General features: G+C 61.5%; 10 protein-coding genes. 3 read left to right on the top strand and 7 right to left on the bottom strand.

The genetic code is table 11. The features are described from left to right. Positions 1–31: 31 nt before the first annotated feature. The 4 genes from H7C86_RS21700 to H7C86_RS21685 all read right to left on the bottom strand — a co-directional run bounded on the left by H7C86_RS21700 (position 32) and on the right by H7C86_RS21685 (position 7,796). Positions 32–2,956: a Z1 domain-containing protein gene (locus H7C86_RS21700; protein ID WP_019749268.1), complete on the bottom strand. Its 2,925-nt coding sequence runs from the start codon at positions 2,954–2,956 to the stop codon at positions 32–34. Beyond that, positions 2,953–4,470, bottom strand: a complete 1,518-nt coding sequence (locus H7C86_RS21695; RefSeq protein ID WP_182262216.1) for an ATP-binding protein — start codon at positions 4,468–4,470, stop codon at positions 2,953–2,955. The genes H7C86_RS21700 and H7C86_RS21695 overlap by 4 nt, the downstream gene beginning before the upstream one ends. After that, positions 4,463–6,586, bottom strand: a complete 2,124-nt coding sequence (locus tag H7C86_RS21690; RefSeq protein WP_256065425.1) for a hypothetical protein — start codon at positions 6,584–6,586, stop codon at positions 4,463–4,465. Before H7C86_RS21690 ends, H7C86_RS21695 begins: the two co-directional genes overlap by 8 nt. Before the next feature lie 109 nt (positions 6,587–6,695). Further along, positions 6,696–7,796: an LLM class flavin-dependent oxidoreductase gene (locus H7C86_RS21685; protein ID WP_029538420.1), complete on the bottom strand. Its 1,101-nt coding sequence runs from the start codon at positions 7,794–7,796 to the stop codon at positions 6,696–6,698. A gap of 297 nt (positions 7,797–8,093) precedes the next feature. Between H7C86_RS21685 and H7C86_RS21680 the strand changes: the two genes are divergently transcribed. Continuing rightward, positions 8,094–9,095, top strand: coding sequence for an MBL fold metallo-hydrolase (locus H7C86_RS21680; RefSeq protein ID WP_019749272.1), 1,002 nt, complete (start codon positions 8,094–8,096; stop codon positions 9,093–9,095). Positions 9,096–9,137: 42 nt separating this feature from the next. Here the strand turns inward: H7C86_RS21680 and H7C86_RS21675 are convergent, their stop codons facing one another. Beyond that, positions 9,138–10,058 (bottom strand): universal stress protein, encoded by a 921-nt coding sequence (locus tag H7C86_RS21675; RefSeq protein ID WP_182262214.1) that lies wholly within the window; start codon positions 10,056–10,058, stop codon positions 9,138–9,140. Then, on the bottom strand, positions 10,055–11,500 hold the full coding sequence (locus H7C86_RS21670; protein ID WP_182262213.1) for an amino acid permease: 1,446 nt from the start codon (positions 11,498–11,500) through the stop codon (positions 10,055–10,057). Before H7C86_RS21670 ends, H7C86_RS21675 begins: the two co-directional genes overlap by 4 nt. 159 nt (positions 11,501–11,659) lie before the next feature. Between H7C86_RS21670 and H7C86_RS21665 the strand changes: the two genes are divergently transcribed. Both H7C86_RS21665 and H7C86_RS37330 read left to right on the top strand, forming a co-directional pair. Continuing rightward, complete coding sequence (locus H7C86_RS21665) at positions 11,660–13,453, top strand: alanine racemase (RefSeq protein WP_065351173.1); 1,794 nt, start codon at positions 11,660–11,662, stop codon at positions 13,451–13,453. A gap of 31 nt (positions 13,454–13,484) precedes the next feature. Further along, positions 13,485–13,769 carry a hypothetical protein gene (locus H7C86_RS37330; RefSeq protein WP_231915212.1) on the top strand — a complete coding sequence of 95 codons (285 nt, stop codon included), beginning with the start codon at positions 13,485–13,487 and terminating at the stop codon, positions 13,767–13,769. Between the two features lie 558 nt (positions 13,770–14,327). On the opposite strand, the gene H7C86_RS21655 is transcribed toward H7C86_RS37330, so the two are convergent. Continuing rightward, complete coding sequence (locus H7C86_RS21655) at positions 14,328–15,302, bottom strand: TauD/TfdA family dioxygenase (RefSeq protein ID WP_153212424.1); 975 nt, start codon at positions 15,300–15,302, stop codon at positions 14,328–14,330. Positions 15,303–15,312: the final 10 nt, after the last annotated feature.

Below are 15,312 nucleotides of genomic sequence, written 5' to 3'. Positions count from 1 at the left end.
GAACCCATTCCTGTCTCCCACCACAACACACCTAGTTCGCATCGACGATCGCCCCTGTCCCTGACTGCTTCACCCGAAAACCGATTCGCCCCAACGGCTCCGCCGCGTGCGGAAGCGCGTACGAGAACAACGTCGCAAAATCGCGCGAGTCCACGGGACCAGCCTGTGCCCGTTTCAACTGACGAGGAGCCGGATCGTTCGCAAATACCAGAATCAATGCACCGCGAGTCTTCCGATGAAGAGCACCCGCAAGCGGTCCGCCGTTCTTCTTCGGGCTGCCCGCAATGTGCTCGATCGCATCGCGCTCACGAACGGCCGTACCGGTGAAACCTGTTCGGTACTCGCGTTCCTGGCGTTTGCGATTGACGATCGGAAGTTTCTCGTGCCAACCCTTGATCTCGATCGGCTCCCGGGTCTTGGGGTACGGAAGCAGAACTGCGAAGTCTTCGAGCAATCCGGATTCGATTGCGGTCGAGAGCGCTTCGCGGTGGGGACCGAAATCCCACCCGTTCGCCCACTCGAACTGGTCGACGGCCTCCAACACCACATGGGCAGGCACGATGCCGTATCGCGCAGTGAACGATCGCGAAACGTCATCCTTGTCAACGAAATTGAAGGACCCTGTTTCGTCCAACGACTTCAACAATGGTGTAACCGCCTCGAAGTGCCGAGCGTTGATCGAACCGTCGCCTCGCGGGGGCTGCATCGTGAAGCTGAAACTTTCACCACCCATGCCTCGATAAACCAGATCGGCGTTGAACATCTTGTTTCGAGCCGTTGGTCTGAGCCACGGCAGCTGCTGAAACACCATCGGCGGCACATCGCGTGGAGTGACCCACGGTTCGCCCTTCTCGTTCACGCCGCTGAACCTGGTGAGCTCGTTCCGGAACTCCTGCTCATCCCGAACGATCGCCTCGAACGCCTTGTACATGTCGTAGTCCGCGCCGGCGGGTCCGCCAACCGTGCGGCCGATGAACAGGCGCACCAAGTCTCGGTACCCGGGGCGGAATCCGAACCAGCGTCCCATCTGCATCAACGTGTCAGCTTGGCCCGTGCGACGCGTGTAATAAGTGATGGTCAGGCCCTCGACTGTGAAGCCGCGACTCAGCTTTGTTCCGCCGACAAGGATCTTCCATACTCCCCGTTCCTGGAAGTCGAGGGAATCCTGTTTGTAGTCCTTCTCGGCCGCCCCGTTCACCACGATGACGGGGCTGGTTCCCTCGGAAATCTTGTCGTAGGCGGCGCCGATGAACTCCTCCAGCTCACCGAACGAGCTGGGATTAGCCAACTCGCTACCACGCGCAGCACTCACCACAGCAAAGTCCCCGGCCCAGAGCTTTTCCAGCCTCGAGAGACTCTTAGCCTGGCTGTACCCCGCCGACTTCCACAAGGCCTTGAAATCATTGGCCACAGCGTCGTGCTCGGCCTGCTTCACCGATTCGTGCACCAACATCGTGTGGTGCCGATACTGCTTGGCGCCCTTCGATTCCCGGAAAAGCTTGATCGCCCCGGTCAGGACAAACGAGTCGAGGGCCCGCAGTTGCTCGGCAGAACGATCCTCGTCGCACTCGGCCCGGAGATCCCGTACGTACGCTTTCTGGTTCGAATTGGCCGGAGTCTTGTCGTCGTCTTCGAGATCGTCGAGATCGTGGAAGTCCGCACCACCCATGTATGGGCCGGGCCGCTCGAGACTGACGATGAAGTCCGAAGGAAAGACGTTGACGCTGTCCTCCGGATCGACAAACACATTGGCAAAAGGTGTTGCGGTGTAACCGATGTACTGGGCACGCTTGAGTAGACCGAGGATCTCAGCGATCTGACCGTTGATCGCCGTCCGCTCGATCTGCTCGGTTTTCATCTTCTTCGGATCGATCGTGTTCACCGATGCCTGATCGGCTTCGTCGTCGATGATCAGGGCAGGGATCTGATCGAGCTCGGTCGGGACTTTCTTCAGATCGGCCACCAGCTTCTTGAGGCTGGAGACGTTCTTCTTCACGACCGCGATACGAATATTGCTCGGGTACAGATTCTTCGGATCATTGAGTGGAAGAGAGTGATCCACAGTTTCGAAGTGCAGTGCGCTCAAGCCCGCGAGCAGACTCTTGTAGTCAAAGGTCGAGGTGGTGAGCCGGCGGATAGCCGGGATTTCATTCGTCTTGTTCGGATCGATTTCGTGTTCGAGAAAGTTCCCGTCCCGCCAGTCCTCGTCGTTGGCGTAGTCGTCGTCGACGCCGGCACTGATGTTTTGACGACCGACCAATTCCATGTCGAGGCGTCGCTGAGTCTGGCTCCGGAGAATCTCGATAGTGCCGGTCAGAACGATGACCAAGCGGTACCCAGCGTCGATCGCCTTGGCCACTACGCCACTGAAATTCGCCGTCTTCCCGCTCTGGACGTAGCCGACCACCAAACCTTTGGACTGATACGGCTCGGGCCGCGTCGGATCCGCAAGCCGGTGCACAACCTCAGTGGTTGCAATGTCCAGCTTTCCGATTGTCGCCTCGTCCCAGTTCTTGTCGGCTAGAACTCGCTTGTAAGCGCGCCAATAGAAGTCGTGCTCGCGCCGGCGCTCGGAGGTGTACCAGGGGTCCCACGGCTGCTGAGCCGCAATGACAACGGGCCCACCTTCGCGAGGGAAGCGCGCATCCATCTCGGCGTGCGCGTCTACCGGCAGTCCCAACAGGTCGTAGATCCGAGCTCGCCGTTCCGGGCTCTGCGGGGTAGTCGAACCTACCCATGTCTCAACACTTTCCGCATCCCACTGCCGCAGACGCGAGGTGAGCGCCGTTCGTACACCGACCGCACTGTCGTCGAGGAACACATCGATGACGTCCGCGATGGTCAGGCCATCCGGATAGCTCGCTCGCAGGCGCGCGTTGACCGGGTAGAGCACGTTCTCGGGCGGAAACCCGTCACCGAGTTCACGTGCAACCGCACGGAATACTTCATCACTCACTGCACTACCTGCTCCCGGTGCGCTGCCACTGCGGAAATCAACACTTCCTGCCACGCCTGCAACTTTTCCCTCTGACGAGCGCCGATTCTCGTTCCTTCGAACATCTCACTCACCAACAGGAAGACAAGAGTCTTGAGCACCGGAGCATCAGCCGGGTCAAGGCTGCGGCGTCCGAGCAGATCACGCCGAAAACGCGCATTGATCCACAAAGTACGAGTCTTGAGGTCGACTTCGAAGAACTGATCACGCGCCAAAGCTCGCCAACCCACGGCAACAGGATCATCGCCGACACTGAATTCGAAGGCGTCGCTGAAGGAATCGAGCACGTCTTCCGGAAAGCCGGATGCCGGCTCGATGACGCTGATCGGCCGAGGTGCAGAACTTCGGGCTGCCCGCACCGCGCGCTCGGCGTCGCTCAAATACGAGCGGAATCCACCGTTCCCCTCCGTGAAGACGGCCCCGTCGACGGCAGCCGACGCAGTGGCATCAAGCGTCACCCCCGATTTCTCGGGATTGATTGTGATGTGCTGCAGCAGAGAATCGTTCAGATCGACGGCAATTCGTGCCAATCCGTAATCCGGTCGGCCCCGCACTATCGCGTTCCATCCACCGATCTGCAGGAGTCGATCGTGCCGATAGAAGTAGAGCCCCTGCTGGTCGCGGCCGGGGGCGCCGTGGATACGGAATTCCGGTGCATTACTCCGAGCGGGCCACACGTGAGCTTCGGCGGTTACTGTGGCACCGGCGATCGACACGGTAAGTGTCCGAGGGTAGTTGAGGTCACCGGTGCGCGGATACCGGAACGGGTCGATGGCGCTGACCTTGCGCAGCGCGCCAGCGCGTCCCGCTTCGACGTCGAAGACATCGACAGTCAGAGCAATCCGGCCGGATTCGATGAGACGGTGAAATACGACGCCGAGATGACTGCGCACGTCGTTGATGGTCTGTTCGAGCCAGCTGGTCTGCTCGTCCGCGTGTGCGGACATGAGAAAGGTTGTGATGCCGCGCCATTCGACAACAGTTCCGGTGTCGAACGGAAAGCGAGGCGTGACTGCGTCGAAGAATTCGGCGGCTTGCCGGTCCTCGATCACCGAAACTGACTGACGCCCCTGCACTGAGGCGGAGTCGATCTCGCGGCCCTGCGTCGGGTGGCCCGACTTTCGAGACCACACTCGTAGCAAACGAGCCTGACTCAACGACGCTGCCTTCATCCCCACACCGAAATGACCCAGGTCCTCGGCGGCATAGTCGCGTCGACGGCCGTAGGTCATCGCAGCATCGATGGTGTCACTGTCCATGCCGGAACCGTTGTCGATCACCATCATCGACACGATCCGTGTGCCGTCCTGAACGAACCTGATCAGCACGTGGGAGGCCGCGGCGTCGAGGCTGTTGTCGATCAGATCGGCGAGCGCTGTCGCGATGGTGTGGTGCAAGCCAATGGCGCCGGCGAGGGACTCGTCCGCCGCAAGGATCTTGGTGCCCACTATGCGGGTGCCCGCGACGTCAGTCATGAGATGCATCCTTACCGTCTGCCTCGTCGATTTCGGATGATTCGCCGCGCCTCCACGCCGCCTCCAAGAAGTCCAGAATCACGTCCTCACCACGATCTTCGTACGCGCGCAGTATCTTTCGTGGACGGTCTTCGCCGTCCAGACACACGGCTTCGGCAAGGATCCGCACCACATGTCTCTCGGCAGTTCGCAATGGCTCGCGATTGCCAACCTCTGCGAGTGCCTGACGTAGTGGGTCGATGTCAGAGTGGACGATCGCCGGTCGAACCACGCGGAAGGTTCCGTCTTGCCACAGCTCGAGCAGCACGTCTTCGCCCTCGACAGCGGAGAGTTCACGCAGGAATCGGCGGATAGTGCCGAACGTCGGCTGCGCTCCGGTCCACCGAACTGCTTGAACGCCGAGGTGGCTCTCCAACTCGATGGTCTCGCCGCGCACACAGCCCGCAGCGACCGCAACACCGGCGGGCACCGCAAACCCGGAACCCCGTAGATGATCGGAGGTCACGGTCAGTCGATACCGCCACGTACTACCTGACCGGTACAGGCGGCGAGTCAACTCTGGCGTCTTCGCAGTGTTACGTGTCCGCTTGCGCCGGACGATCCCGTCACCACCAATGTTGAACTCACTGGTTCCTTCAGCCTCTCCCGAAGAAAGCGATTCCTCCCCAACGGAATCCGCACTTCCCCAGGCGTGCAGCCGCCACACTGCGCCGTCGAGCGCCACGCGATCGTCGGCCTCGAGCGCGCGCTCGATCGACCGGTCACTGCGATCGGACTTCAGCAACTCCACAAGCTCGACGACGGACTTCGGCGATCCGACGGCTTCGAGCGCGCCGACTGCCAGATCGGAGATCCGACGCGCACGCGTCAGCGCAGACTCCGCCACAACGACAACGCCGCACCACGCAAGCCACTTCTCCAGTTCGCCGCGTGACATCGACACCACTTCGGCGACGTCGTCGAGTGCAACCACACCGTTGGGGGACTCAAAGTCTTCCAGCAAGGTCTGAGTGCGTTTCTTGGCCTCCGCGACGCCCGGAGCGGCAGCCCAACCGTCAGTCACCTCGAAGTAGTCGTCGAGACGGTCCAGAACCAACCACAGCGGAACTCCGTAACCAGGCACCTCCGCCGCGATGCTCGGATGCACGTCGAGGAGGCGATCAAGCGAAGCTACCGGCTGAATCTCGACGCGCAGGCTGGCAAGCAGGTTCCCCACCGCCGTCCCGAATCCGCACGCCGCGTTGAGTTTGACTTTCACGTCGGCCTCGATCTGCCCGACTCGCCCCGAGCCCACACCGAGCTTGGCTCCGATCGCTCCCCTGCGCTGCGGAACTCGCGCCACGATCCGCTCACGCAACACCAACGACTCCCGCTCATCCAGCTGCGAGAAGAGATTGTCGATCTCGTCCATCGCGTCAGTACGGTCCGTGTCGGGCAAGTCGTTCGGCGTCAGAGCCGAGATCCGGGCGGCAACTTCCTGAATCGAGGCCGGAGATTCATCGTCGATCTCGACGGTGACGAGTGGTCTGCTGTCCTGGCCTCGGACCCGTCGCCACATTGCCAGCTGAGCGAGATCGTCGAGCAGCGCTGTGATCGCGGGTGGGGCAACTGCTTCCTCAGCGGTCTCGACGCGGGCGAGCGGAGTCGTCATGACCGCACAGACCAACAGGTTGAGCACTATGTCGTGCACCGTCTGTTCGCTAGTTCCGCGCACGCCGAAGATCTCAGCGGTCGTGTGCGTCAGCAGTCCGCCGATTGCTTTGTCGGTGGTGAGCCGTGACAACGCCGTCACTGCGCGAGTATCGAGACTCAACACCTCCAGCGGGAGATCTTCACCAAGGAGCGGAAAGCTCTCGTGTAATACCGCTGCCGCGTGGTGAGCGATGTAGAGGGACGCCAGCTCGGAGAGAACCTTCTCGAGATCGACCTCGAGAACAGTGAACGACGGCGCTTCGCTGAACCACCAATCAGGCGACGGGGCCAGCGGCTCGAGCAGCGCAGCACGATCGGATACGTAGTCGTCCAACCAAGGAAACAGATCGACCCACAGCGTCTGACTCAGCTCGTTCGCGGGAAGCGAGTTCACACCCAACGTCAACGCACTACTCCCACTCACGGATACCTTCATTGCAGTCAAAACCGACCGCGATGTCGGTAACAAGTTACTGCAGCTCGTGAGCGGTCGCAGCGCCGGACCTGCTTACCCGACAGTCAGGCTTCTCCGCTCAATCGACGGCGGTGAAACCCTTCGCCCGATCTTTGTCGGCCGAGGTCCACAGCGTCGTCGACAGTTCGGCCTTCACCAGCGGGATAACCTCCCCCGCAAATCGGCGCAGAGTGTCCTTCTGCTGCTCGAAGTCGAGCACGTGATTGACCGACACCGATTGGAAATCGTGGCCGTAGCTCTGGTGGTAATCGAGGATCTTCTCGGCGACTCGCTCCGAAGACCCGACCAATGCCGGCCCACGGTCGACGGCTTCCTCGATGGTCCGGAAACTCGTCGACTTTCCGACAGCTTTGGGATCGTGCTTGCGTTTGTCGGCCTGCGCAACGGCGCCTTCGTAGATCGGACGGAACTCTTCGATGGCCTGCTCGGTGGTATCGGCGAGGAACAATCCACCCGAACCCGAGCCGACGTACGCCTTGGACGGGTCGTGCCCGTACGCCAGGTACTGCTCGCGGTAGTGGTCGATCAGCACTTTGTAGTTCTCACGAGGCTGGAAGGCGTTGGCGGTGACGATGGGGTCGCCCCACTTTGCCGCGAGTTCGACGGCCTCGAACGAGGTAGCCGATCCATGCCAGATACGGAACGGGCCGTCGTAGGGACGCGGTAGAGTCGTCGCGTCCTCGAGCGATGGTCGGTGAGTCCCCACCCACTTGACGTTTTCCTCGCTGATCAGCAGTTTGAGGAGTTCATAGTTCTCGGTGAGGTATTCGTACTGCTTGGCGATATCCAGGCCGAGGAGCGGGTACTGAAGGACCTCGTTGCCCTTGCCGATCACGATCTCGAGGCGTCCCCGGCTCAGCTGATCGATGGTTCCGAAATCTTCGGCGACTCGAATCGGGTCCAGTAGCGACAGAACGGTGACACCAGTCGAGAGCAGGATTCTGTCTGTGGCCTGCGCAATTGCCCCCAAAACGACGGTTGGCGCCGACGAAAGAACCGGCCCGGCGTGGCGCTCACCCACCGAGAACGAATCGATACCCAGTTCTTCGGCGAGAACCGCCAGTTCGACGACGCGGTTGAGCCGATCGGACGGGGCAACTTCCTCGCCGGTCACTGGATGGGGTGGGTTGAAAATGATGTCCAGAACCTGAAAACGCATGACCCGTCTTTCTCGATAACCACACAGCACGCCTGTCCCTCGGAGGCTAGTGCGCGACTGCTCGACGGATCCGCGATCCGAGGACGCGCCCAACGCAACGAATTCGCGAAACACGCTATTCAGAAGGATCTTTCGACTCAACGAGACCATTCAGTCGATAAAACTCTCACCGATCCGAAGTCGACCCAAAACATGCCGAACTCCCGCCAGGCAGGACCTGTGTCACCGACCAATCAAGCGCACGGTAAACATGAAGTACTAAGAGTGCGTTCCCTTACTCGTCAAGAGGTACTTGTTATGAATGGTGCGGCAGCCATCGGTGATGGCATATTCCAGATTCCTGTCCCGATCACGGACAACCCGCTCGGGCACACGCTCGTCTACGCCATGGAATCCCCCGGCGGACTGATCTTGGTCGACGCTGGCTGGGGTGACGACAACGGCTGGCAGGGCCTCAACGCGGGGCTCGCCGAGATCGGGCATTCGGTGACCGACATCGAGGGCGTCGTGGTCACGCACTTCCATCCGGACCACACCGGACTGTGCGGACGGGTCCGCGAGGCATCCGGCGCTTGGATCGCCATGCACGAGGACGACCACTACCTGTTCGATCAGATGGCCACTGCGCGTAACGAGGAGTGGATGGCGTACCAGCTCGACAACATGGAACGTGCCGGAGCGCCCGCAGCTGACCGTGATGCCTTCCGACTGGCTGCCGCGGGTGAGTCTCCGGTGGGCCCCGAGTCCGCTCCCGACCGCCTTCTCGTCGACGACGAGATCATCGCACTCACCGGCCGCGGCCTCCGCGTTGTCTACACCCCCGGCCACACGCCTGGTCACGTCTGCTTCTACCTCGACGACGCCGACATCATGTTCACCGGCGACCACGTCCTGCAGAAGACAACACCGCACGTCGGGAACTTCGTGTACCCCCTCGACGAACGCGACGCCCTCGCCGATTTCCTCGACTCGCTCGCACGAGTGCAAAACATGAACATCACCCGCGGTCTCGGCGCTCACGGCATTCCGATCGACGACGTCGGTGGCCGCGCCGGCGAGCTGATCGAGCATCACCAGGAGCGACTCGATCACCTGCTGCAAGAGTTCGCCGACGACAAGCTCACCGTGTGGGACGTCGCGGCAAAGATGAAGTGGTACAAGCCGTGGGCCGAGATCTCCCCGATGGGCAAGACGATGGCGCTGTCCGAAGGTGCAGCTCACCTTCGCCATCTGGTTGCCCGAGAGCAGGTCTCTCAGGTTCCCGGCTCCGAGCCCGCGCTCTTCGCTCGCTCCATCTGAAAGATCAGGGCCGACAAGCACTCCGCTCGTCGGCCCTGATCTCTATTCCGCTTCGGCCTGATCGACCATTCGGGTCGACGCCGATCGCGGGACCACCACCACCGGAACCGGTGAGTACCGCACGATCTTCGCCGCCCGACTGCCGAGGAACACCCGCGCCAGTGGACCTGCCTTGCTCGAGCCGACAGTCAGAACGTCACCTCGGTCCCACTCGACGCCCTCGAGCGCCTCGGCCCAGTTACGACCATGGCTGATAACCGATTCCATGACGTCGGGTATTTCGGGCAGTGCACGCACGCGCTCGAAGGCAGCGTTGGTCTCGCGCTCGACCACCTCGGCCCACTCGGAGATGATCGGTGAATCCCCCTCGGTCCCGAGTGTGGTCGTGTACTGCGCGTTTGCGCGAACTGCAAACGCCGCCAGTCTGAGTCCGGCATCGACACGCGCAGCCACGGTCGCGGCGGCGAGCACCAGGTCGTCCTGATCGGGTGTGCCCGAGTACGCGGCGGTGACGCGGCGAACCACCTCACCGGGTTTGGTTCGAAATCCCCTCGGCGCCAGCGCGACCGGGACGTCGGAGCTGTGCAGCAAGCGGGAGGTGACGCTGCCGAGAGCCACGTGGCCGAACACCCCGGCTGTGGACGAGTCCAGGACGATCATCTTGGCTTCGTGCTCGTGAACGAGATCGAGCAGGCCACTCGACGTCGACTGAGCCTCATGCACGACATAGGTCACGTCGACGTCGGAGGGCATGTCTGCCCGCGCTTTCGCCAGCGCCGCTTCGGCTTCTGCTCGCAACTGCTGGTGGTATTCGGCGTCGACACGCGCCATCCCGGGCGGTGGCGGCGAGGGAATCACCGCGCAGATCACCAGCTGTTCACCGGACGAGCGCGCCAACAGCGTTGCAAGATGGACGGTTCCGGAACTGTCACCGTCGGGCGCGTATCCCGCGAGCAGCGTCATGACTCAGACTCCGATCCCAATTCGGCGCGGTTCTTCGCACCGAGGCGCGAGTGCTTCATACCGTAGGCGAAGTACCAGATGATCGCGACGGTCACCCAGACGAGGAACACGTAGATCGTGACGGTTCGGAGGTCCTTGATGATCCACAGGCAACCCAGGATCGAGAGGATCGGCGTCACCGGATAGCCGGGAACTTTGAAGCTGCGCGGCAGGTCCGGGTCACTGCGCCGCAGGATGATGACCCCGATCGAGACCACGAGGAAGGCCACCAGGGTTCCGATACTGGTCATTTCGGCGAGGAAGTTGATGGGAATGAAACCGGCCAGAATGCTGATGACGACGCAGACGATGATGGTGTTGGGCACCGGCGTCAGAGTCCGCGGGTTCACCTTGTGGAAGATCGACGGAATCATGCCGTCGCGTGACATCGCGAACAGAATGCGGGTCTGACCGTATATGACCACGAGCGTGACGCTGCAGATCGAGATCACCGCACCGGCGGCCAGAAGTGTTCCCGGCCAGGTAGATCCGGTCACCTGTTCGAGGATGGCGGACAGCCCGGCTTCCTGACCTTCGAACGATGCGGAATCCTGTGCACCGATCGCCACGGCGACAACGGCGATGTAGATCGCGGTGACAGACACGAGCGCAATAAGGATCGCGAGAGGGAGATTGCGACGAGGGTTCTTCACTTCTTCGCCGGCGGTGGACACAGCGTCGAGGCCGATGTACGAGAAGAAGATGATTCCGGCGGCGGACATGACGCCACTGAATCCGAACGGTGCGAAGTCGGCGAAGTGATTGCTGTTCCATCCGGCGATGCCGACCACGATGAAGAGCAGCAGAATTGCGAGTTTGATCGAGACCATGATGGCGTTGGCCTTGGCCGATTCACTGGCGCCGCGAACGAGCAGAACACCGCACAGGCACACCAGGATCACTGCGGGCAGATTGATGATGCCGCCCTGCTCCGGCGCTTGTGACAGCGCGTCGGGGATCTGGAACCCGAAGAGGTTGCCAAGTAGCTGGTTCAAGTACTGCGACCATCCGACGGACACCGCCGCGGCCGAGACTCCGTACTCGAGAAGCAGACACGCGCCGACGGCCATGGCCGGAAGCTCTCCGAGCGTCGCGTAAGCGTAGGAATACGACGAGCCCGACGCCGGGACAGCTCCGGCCAACTCCGCGTAACAAATCGCTGTGAGTCCCGCGACGACACCGGCAACAACGAAGGAGATGATGACTGCCGGACCCGCAACCGGGACTGCCTGCGAGAGGACGAAGAAGATACCGGTGCCGATCGTGGCGCCGATGCCGAACATGGACAACTGCGCCAAACCGATACTGCGGGTCAGCTCACCGCCGTTGGTATCTGCGCCGGTCTCCTGGTCTATCTGCAAAGCCGGCTTGCGCCGAAGTACGTGTTTGACGAGAGTAGCCATCGACGCTCCTCTAGAGTGCCTGGTAGGAAACTGTTGTATCCTCATACTGCACGTAAGTGTCCTGCGACACAACAGTTGGAGCAAAGTTGCCCAGCTCACGCCAACCGTCCGGTCTGGAATGCCCGGATCGTGAACCGCCTTCGGAGAAAACGGGAGATCATGACCGGACCGACCATCACCGTCGACCTGCGTCGTATCGAACAGAATGCGCGCGTCCTCGTCGAAGCGTCCAATGCCAAGGGTATTGCGGTGGCGGGCGTCAGCAAATCTACATGTGGCTCCCCCAAGGTGGCGCGAGCAATGGTCCGCGGTGGCGTCGCACAGATCGCCGACTCCCGCCTGGACAACCTGGCCCGCATCCGCCGCGACGGCATCACCGTTCCCCTGATGCTGATCCGCGCACCGTCGTTGAACGAGATCGACGACACGATCCGCTACGCGGACATCAGCCTCAACTCGGAGTTGACGACGATTGTTGCTCTGGGCAGAGCAGCACGGGCGCGAGGAGTAATCCACGACATCGTGCTGATGATCGACCTCGGAGATCTCCGCGAAGGGATCCTGCCGGCGGAGGCGTTGGATGTAGTCGCCGAAATCCTTCCCATCGAGGGCATCAGACTGATCGGAATCGGCGCGAATCTCGCGTGCGTCGGCGGCATCCAGCCAACCGTCGACAACCTGTCGAATCTGGTCTACATTGCCGACGAAATCACGAAGCGGTTCTCGATCGAACTGCCGATCGTTTCCGGCGGCAATACGTTCTCTCTGCCACTCCTCGAGACCGGAACGATGCCCGAGGGGATCAACCATCTGCGTTTGGGTGCCAGCATCGTTCTGGCCGAATCACCGACTCCCCCAGGACTGTACGAACTGCTGAACAACGACGCCTTCACTCTCACCGCGGACATCATCGAGGCCAAGATCAAGCCGTCGCGGCCGTATGGAGTCTCAGGGGAAGACGCGTTCGGCCGACGCCCCGTCTTCGACAACGAGGACAAGCCGAGCCGACGCCTGATCTTGTCCATCGGCCGCGAAGACATCTCGCCGGAAGGCTTGACCCCGATAGATCCGCGCCTGAAAGTGATCAGCGCCAGCAGCGATCACCTCCTCGTCGACGCCGGAGAAACAGGTGACGAATACCGACTGGGTGGCACGGTCGACTTCACGATCGACTACGGCGCGCTCTTGATGGCAATGACATCGCCCTACGTCGAAAAGCGATACGTTCTGGGCACCGAACCGATCGATGCCAATGCGACCGTCGAATTGATCGACCTCGAAACTACCGGCCTGGCAAGCCATCTCCTCGATCACGGTCTACGTGAGGACATGTCCGGAATCGGTTTCGACTGCATTCAAGCAGAGAATGCCGCTGCGGATCTCACAACGCTGCCGCTGTGGCTCACTGCCGAAGCCTGGCAGAACACCAGAATTCCGATCGCCACCGAACCTGGAACCGATTTGGGTGCAATCATTTTCGCTTCACACGGTGACATCGAACAATTGCTGTCGTCGGCGGCGGATCTGCACGGCCCCAGTTTGGAGAACACCGTCTTGGTGGGCGTCAAGAACGCCACGGTCGATCACAAGCGCGCACTCGACGAGTACGGGGTATTGCTGGTGACGATCGACGAGATCGATCGCCATGGCATGGCGGCCTTGATGCCTCGCGTCCTCGCCGCGGCGGGCCAGGGTGTGAACGGCGTCCACGTCCATTTCGACATGGACATCATCGACGGACGTGTTCTCGGAGTCGACGACACGACACATCTGGGCGGCCTCACATTCCGAGAAGCGCACCTCGCCGCCGAATTCATCAGCGAGACCGGCCTGACGAGATCGATTTCGATCGGCAGCGTCGCGGCAGCGGATTCCGATCCCCTCGGACGGCAAGCGACCTTCGTCGACGGACTGGTTGCATCGCTGCTCGGGCGCAAGGTGGTCAAAGCCTGACGCTGTCGGCAGCCCTTGCGAGAATCGTCCGATGATCACGCGGAGCTCCGGTCAGCACGTATTCATCGCACTCGGCACGCCATGGATCGATGCCGTGGTCGCGTTTCTCGAACCCCGAGCCCGTGTCGATCCCTGGATCATGCACGGAAAGATGGCCATCGGTGACCTGCTGGTCACGGTTCTCGACACCACTCCTCGCACGCTGCTCTGCATCGAGACCGTGGCTGCGCCCTTCGACGGCACGTCGCCGATGGAAGTCGATGAACGCCCGTACGAACTCCACGGTTTGCCCACCGTTCCAGAACTCGAACAATGATGGTCCATCACGTTTCCTACGGATCCTGGGCCGGTCGACGACGCACTGGCCGACCGGATTCTCACGGCCGGCCAGTCACACTATGCGCACTACTTCGGCGACATCGACACGCTGGATCCGACGTCCACAGCTGCCCACGCCCGAACGTTGATGAACGAGCGGGGCAACTGCACAGGTTGCAGCTCACCGATGCCGTTGCGAAAGTTCAACAGCAGCGATCGCCTTCACTTTCATTCCGCATCACGGATCTTCAGGCAGGCTGAACCTGGTGACGACTACCCAGCCGTCCTGTGCCGCAAGTGCACCGGAAGGATGGCCACGTCTGGGCACACCAACTTCATCGACTACATGCTGGCGAAGAATCCGTCGCGCCCACTCTGCGGTGCACACAGAACCGCTCAGTGTGCACCGGGGATGCCGGTCCATCCGTTCGATCACCTACCGGGGCTCGCCGTAACTGGCTGCGTCGTGGGACCGGACACCCCGGAATGGACGTGCCGAGCGTGCAGTCACTCATGGGGACAGATGTTCCCGCCGGATCACCCGCAGCACGACTGATCAGTTCGCGGCGAAGCCGGGAAGCCGATCGATGTCCGCGATGATCGAATACTCCGCGGCGTCACCCTGGAGGATTCGACTCTGCTCGCCGTGGACGTCGACGGGGACGTCGCCGGCCAATGTCACTCGGTGCACACTGCGCGCCTGAGTCCCGTAGTCGGCGATACCGTAATGCTGAGTCGCCTGGTTGTCCCAGATCGCCAGGTCGCCGGCCGACCAGTTCCATCGAACAGTGTTTTCCAACTTGATGATTCGTGCCTGCAGGATCTGGTAAAGAGCTACCGACTCCGACGGCTTGAGCCCGACGAACTCCTTGAAGAAGTGACCGAGCAGGAGGGTCTTCTCCCCCGTCGCCGGATGGATACGCACCACCGGATGTTCGGTCTCGTAGATCTCACGGGTGAATTCGGCGTAGTAGGCCTGGCGCTGCGCGTCTACCGGGTTCGCCTGATCGACAACCTCGGCATAGTCGTAGGCATTGGTGTGAACGGCCCGCAAATTCTCGACCAAGACCTTGAGCGAAGGCGGCAGTTGGTCGTACGCAGCGGTCGTCGACGCCCACGTCGTCGCTCCGCCGTACTCGGGAATGGTCGTCGCTCGCAGAATCGAGGCTTTCGGAATGCGGTCGACAAACGTCACGTCCGTGTGCCAACTGTTGGCGGCTCGGTCGAGCACCAACAGCTTGTCGCCCCTGGACTTCACCGTCGGATGCGGGGTGGTCTGGGTGCCGAGGGTTCCGGCGAATTCGTACTGCGACGTGTCGTCGAGATGATGCTGCCCACGGAAGAACACAACCTTGTGCGCTGCCAGCGCATAGTTGATCGCGTAGGCGGTCTCTTCGGACAAGTCCCCGGAGAGATGGACGCCGTCGATGCGGGCGCCGATCAGTTCGCCTACTTTGTGGACGGTGATTCCGCCGGCAGCGTAGATCTGCTCCGGGGTCTGGGTGACACGTTCGAGTTCGGTGACGGACATGGCGATCTCC

The sequence above is a fragment of the Rhodococcus sp. UFZ-B548 genome (assembly GCF_903819475.1).
GTDB classification, from domain to species: domain Bacteria; phylum Actinomycetota; class Actinomycetes; order Mycobacteriales; family Mycobacteriaceae; genus Rhodococcus_F; species Rhodococcus_F erythropolis.
Note: the sequence above shows the minus strand (reverse complement) of the source record. Positions and strands in the feature narration are given on the sequence as shown.

Coding starts and splice junctions, on each gene's coding strand:
- H7C86_RS21695 (WP_182262216.1), bottom strand. CDS start 4,470: ATGACTGACGTCGCGGGCACCCGCATAGTGGGCACCAAGATCCTTGCG.
- H7C86_RS21685 (WP_029538420.1), bottom strand. CDS start 7,796: ATGCGTTTTCAGGTTCTGGACATCATTTTCAACCCACCCCATCCAGTG.
- H7C86_RS21680 (WP_019749272.1), top strand. CDS start 8,094: ATGAATGGTGCGGCAGCCATCGGTGATGGCATATTCCAGATTCCTGTC.
- H7C86_RS21675 (WP_182262214.1), bottom strand. CDS start 10,058: ATGACGCTGCTCGCGGGATACGCGCCCGACGGTGACAGTTCCGGAACC.
- H7C86_RS21670 (WP_182262213.1), bottom strand. CDS start 11,500: ATGGCTACTCTCGTCAAACACGTACTTCGGCGCAAGCCGGCTTTGCAG.
- H7C86_RS21665 (WP_065351173.1), top strand. CDS start 11,660: ATGACCGGACCGACCATCACCGTCGACCTGCGTCGTATCGAACAGAAT.
- H7C86_RS37330 (WP_231915212.1), top strand. CDS start 13,485: ATGATCACGCGGAGCTCCGGTCAGCACGTATTCATCGCACTCGGCACG.
- H7C86_RS21655 (WP_153212424.1), bottom strand. CDS start 15,302: ATGTCCGTCACCGAACTCGAACGTGTCACCCAGACCCCGGAGCAGATC.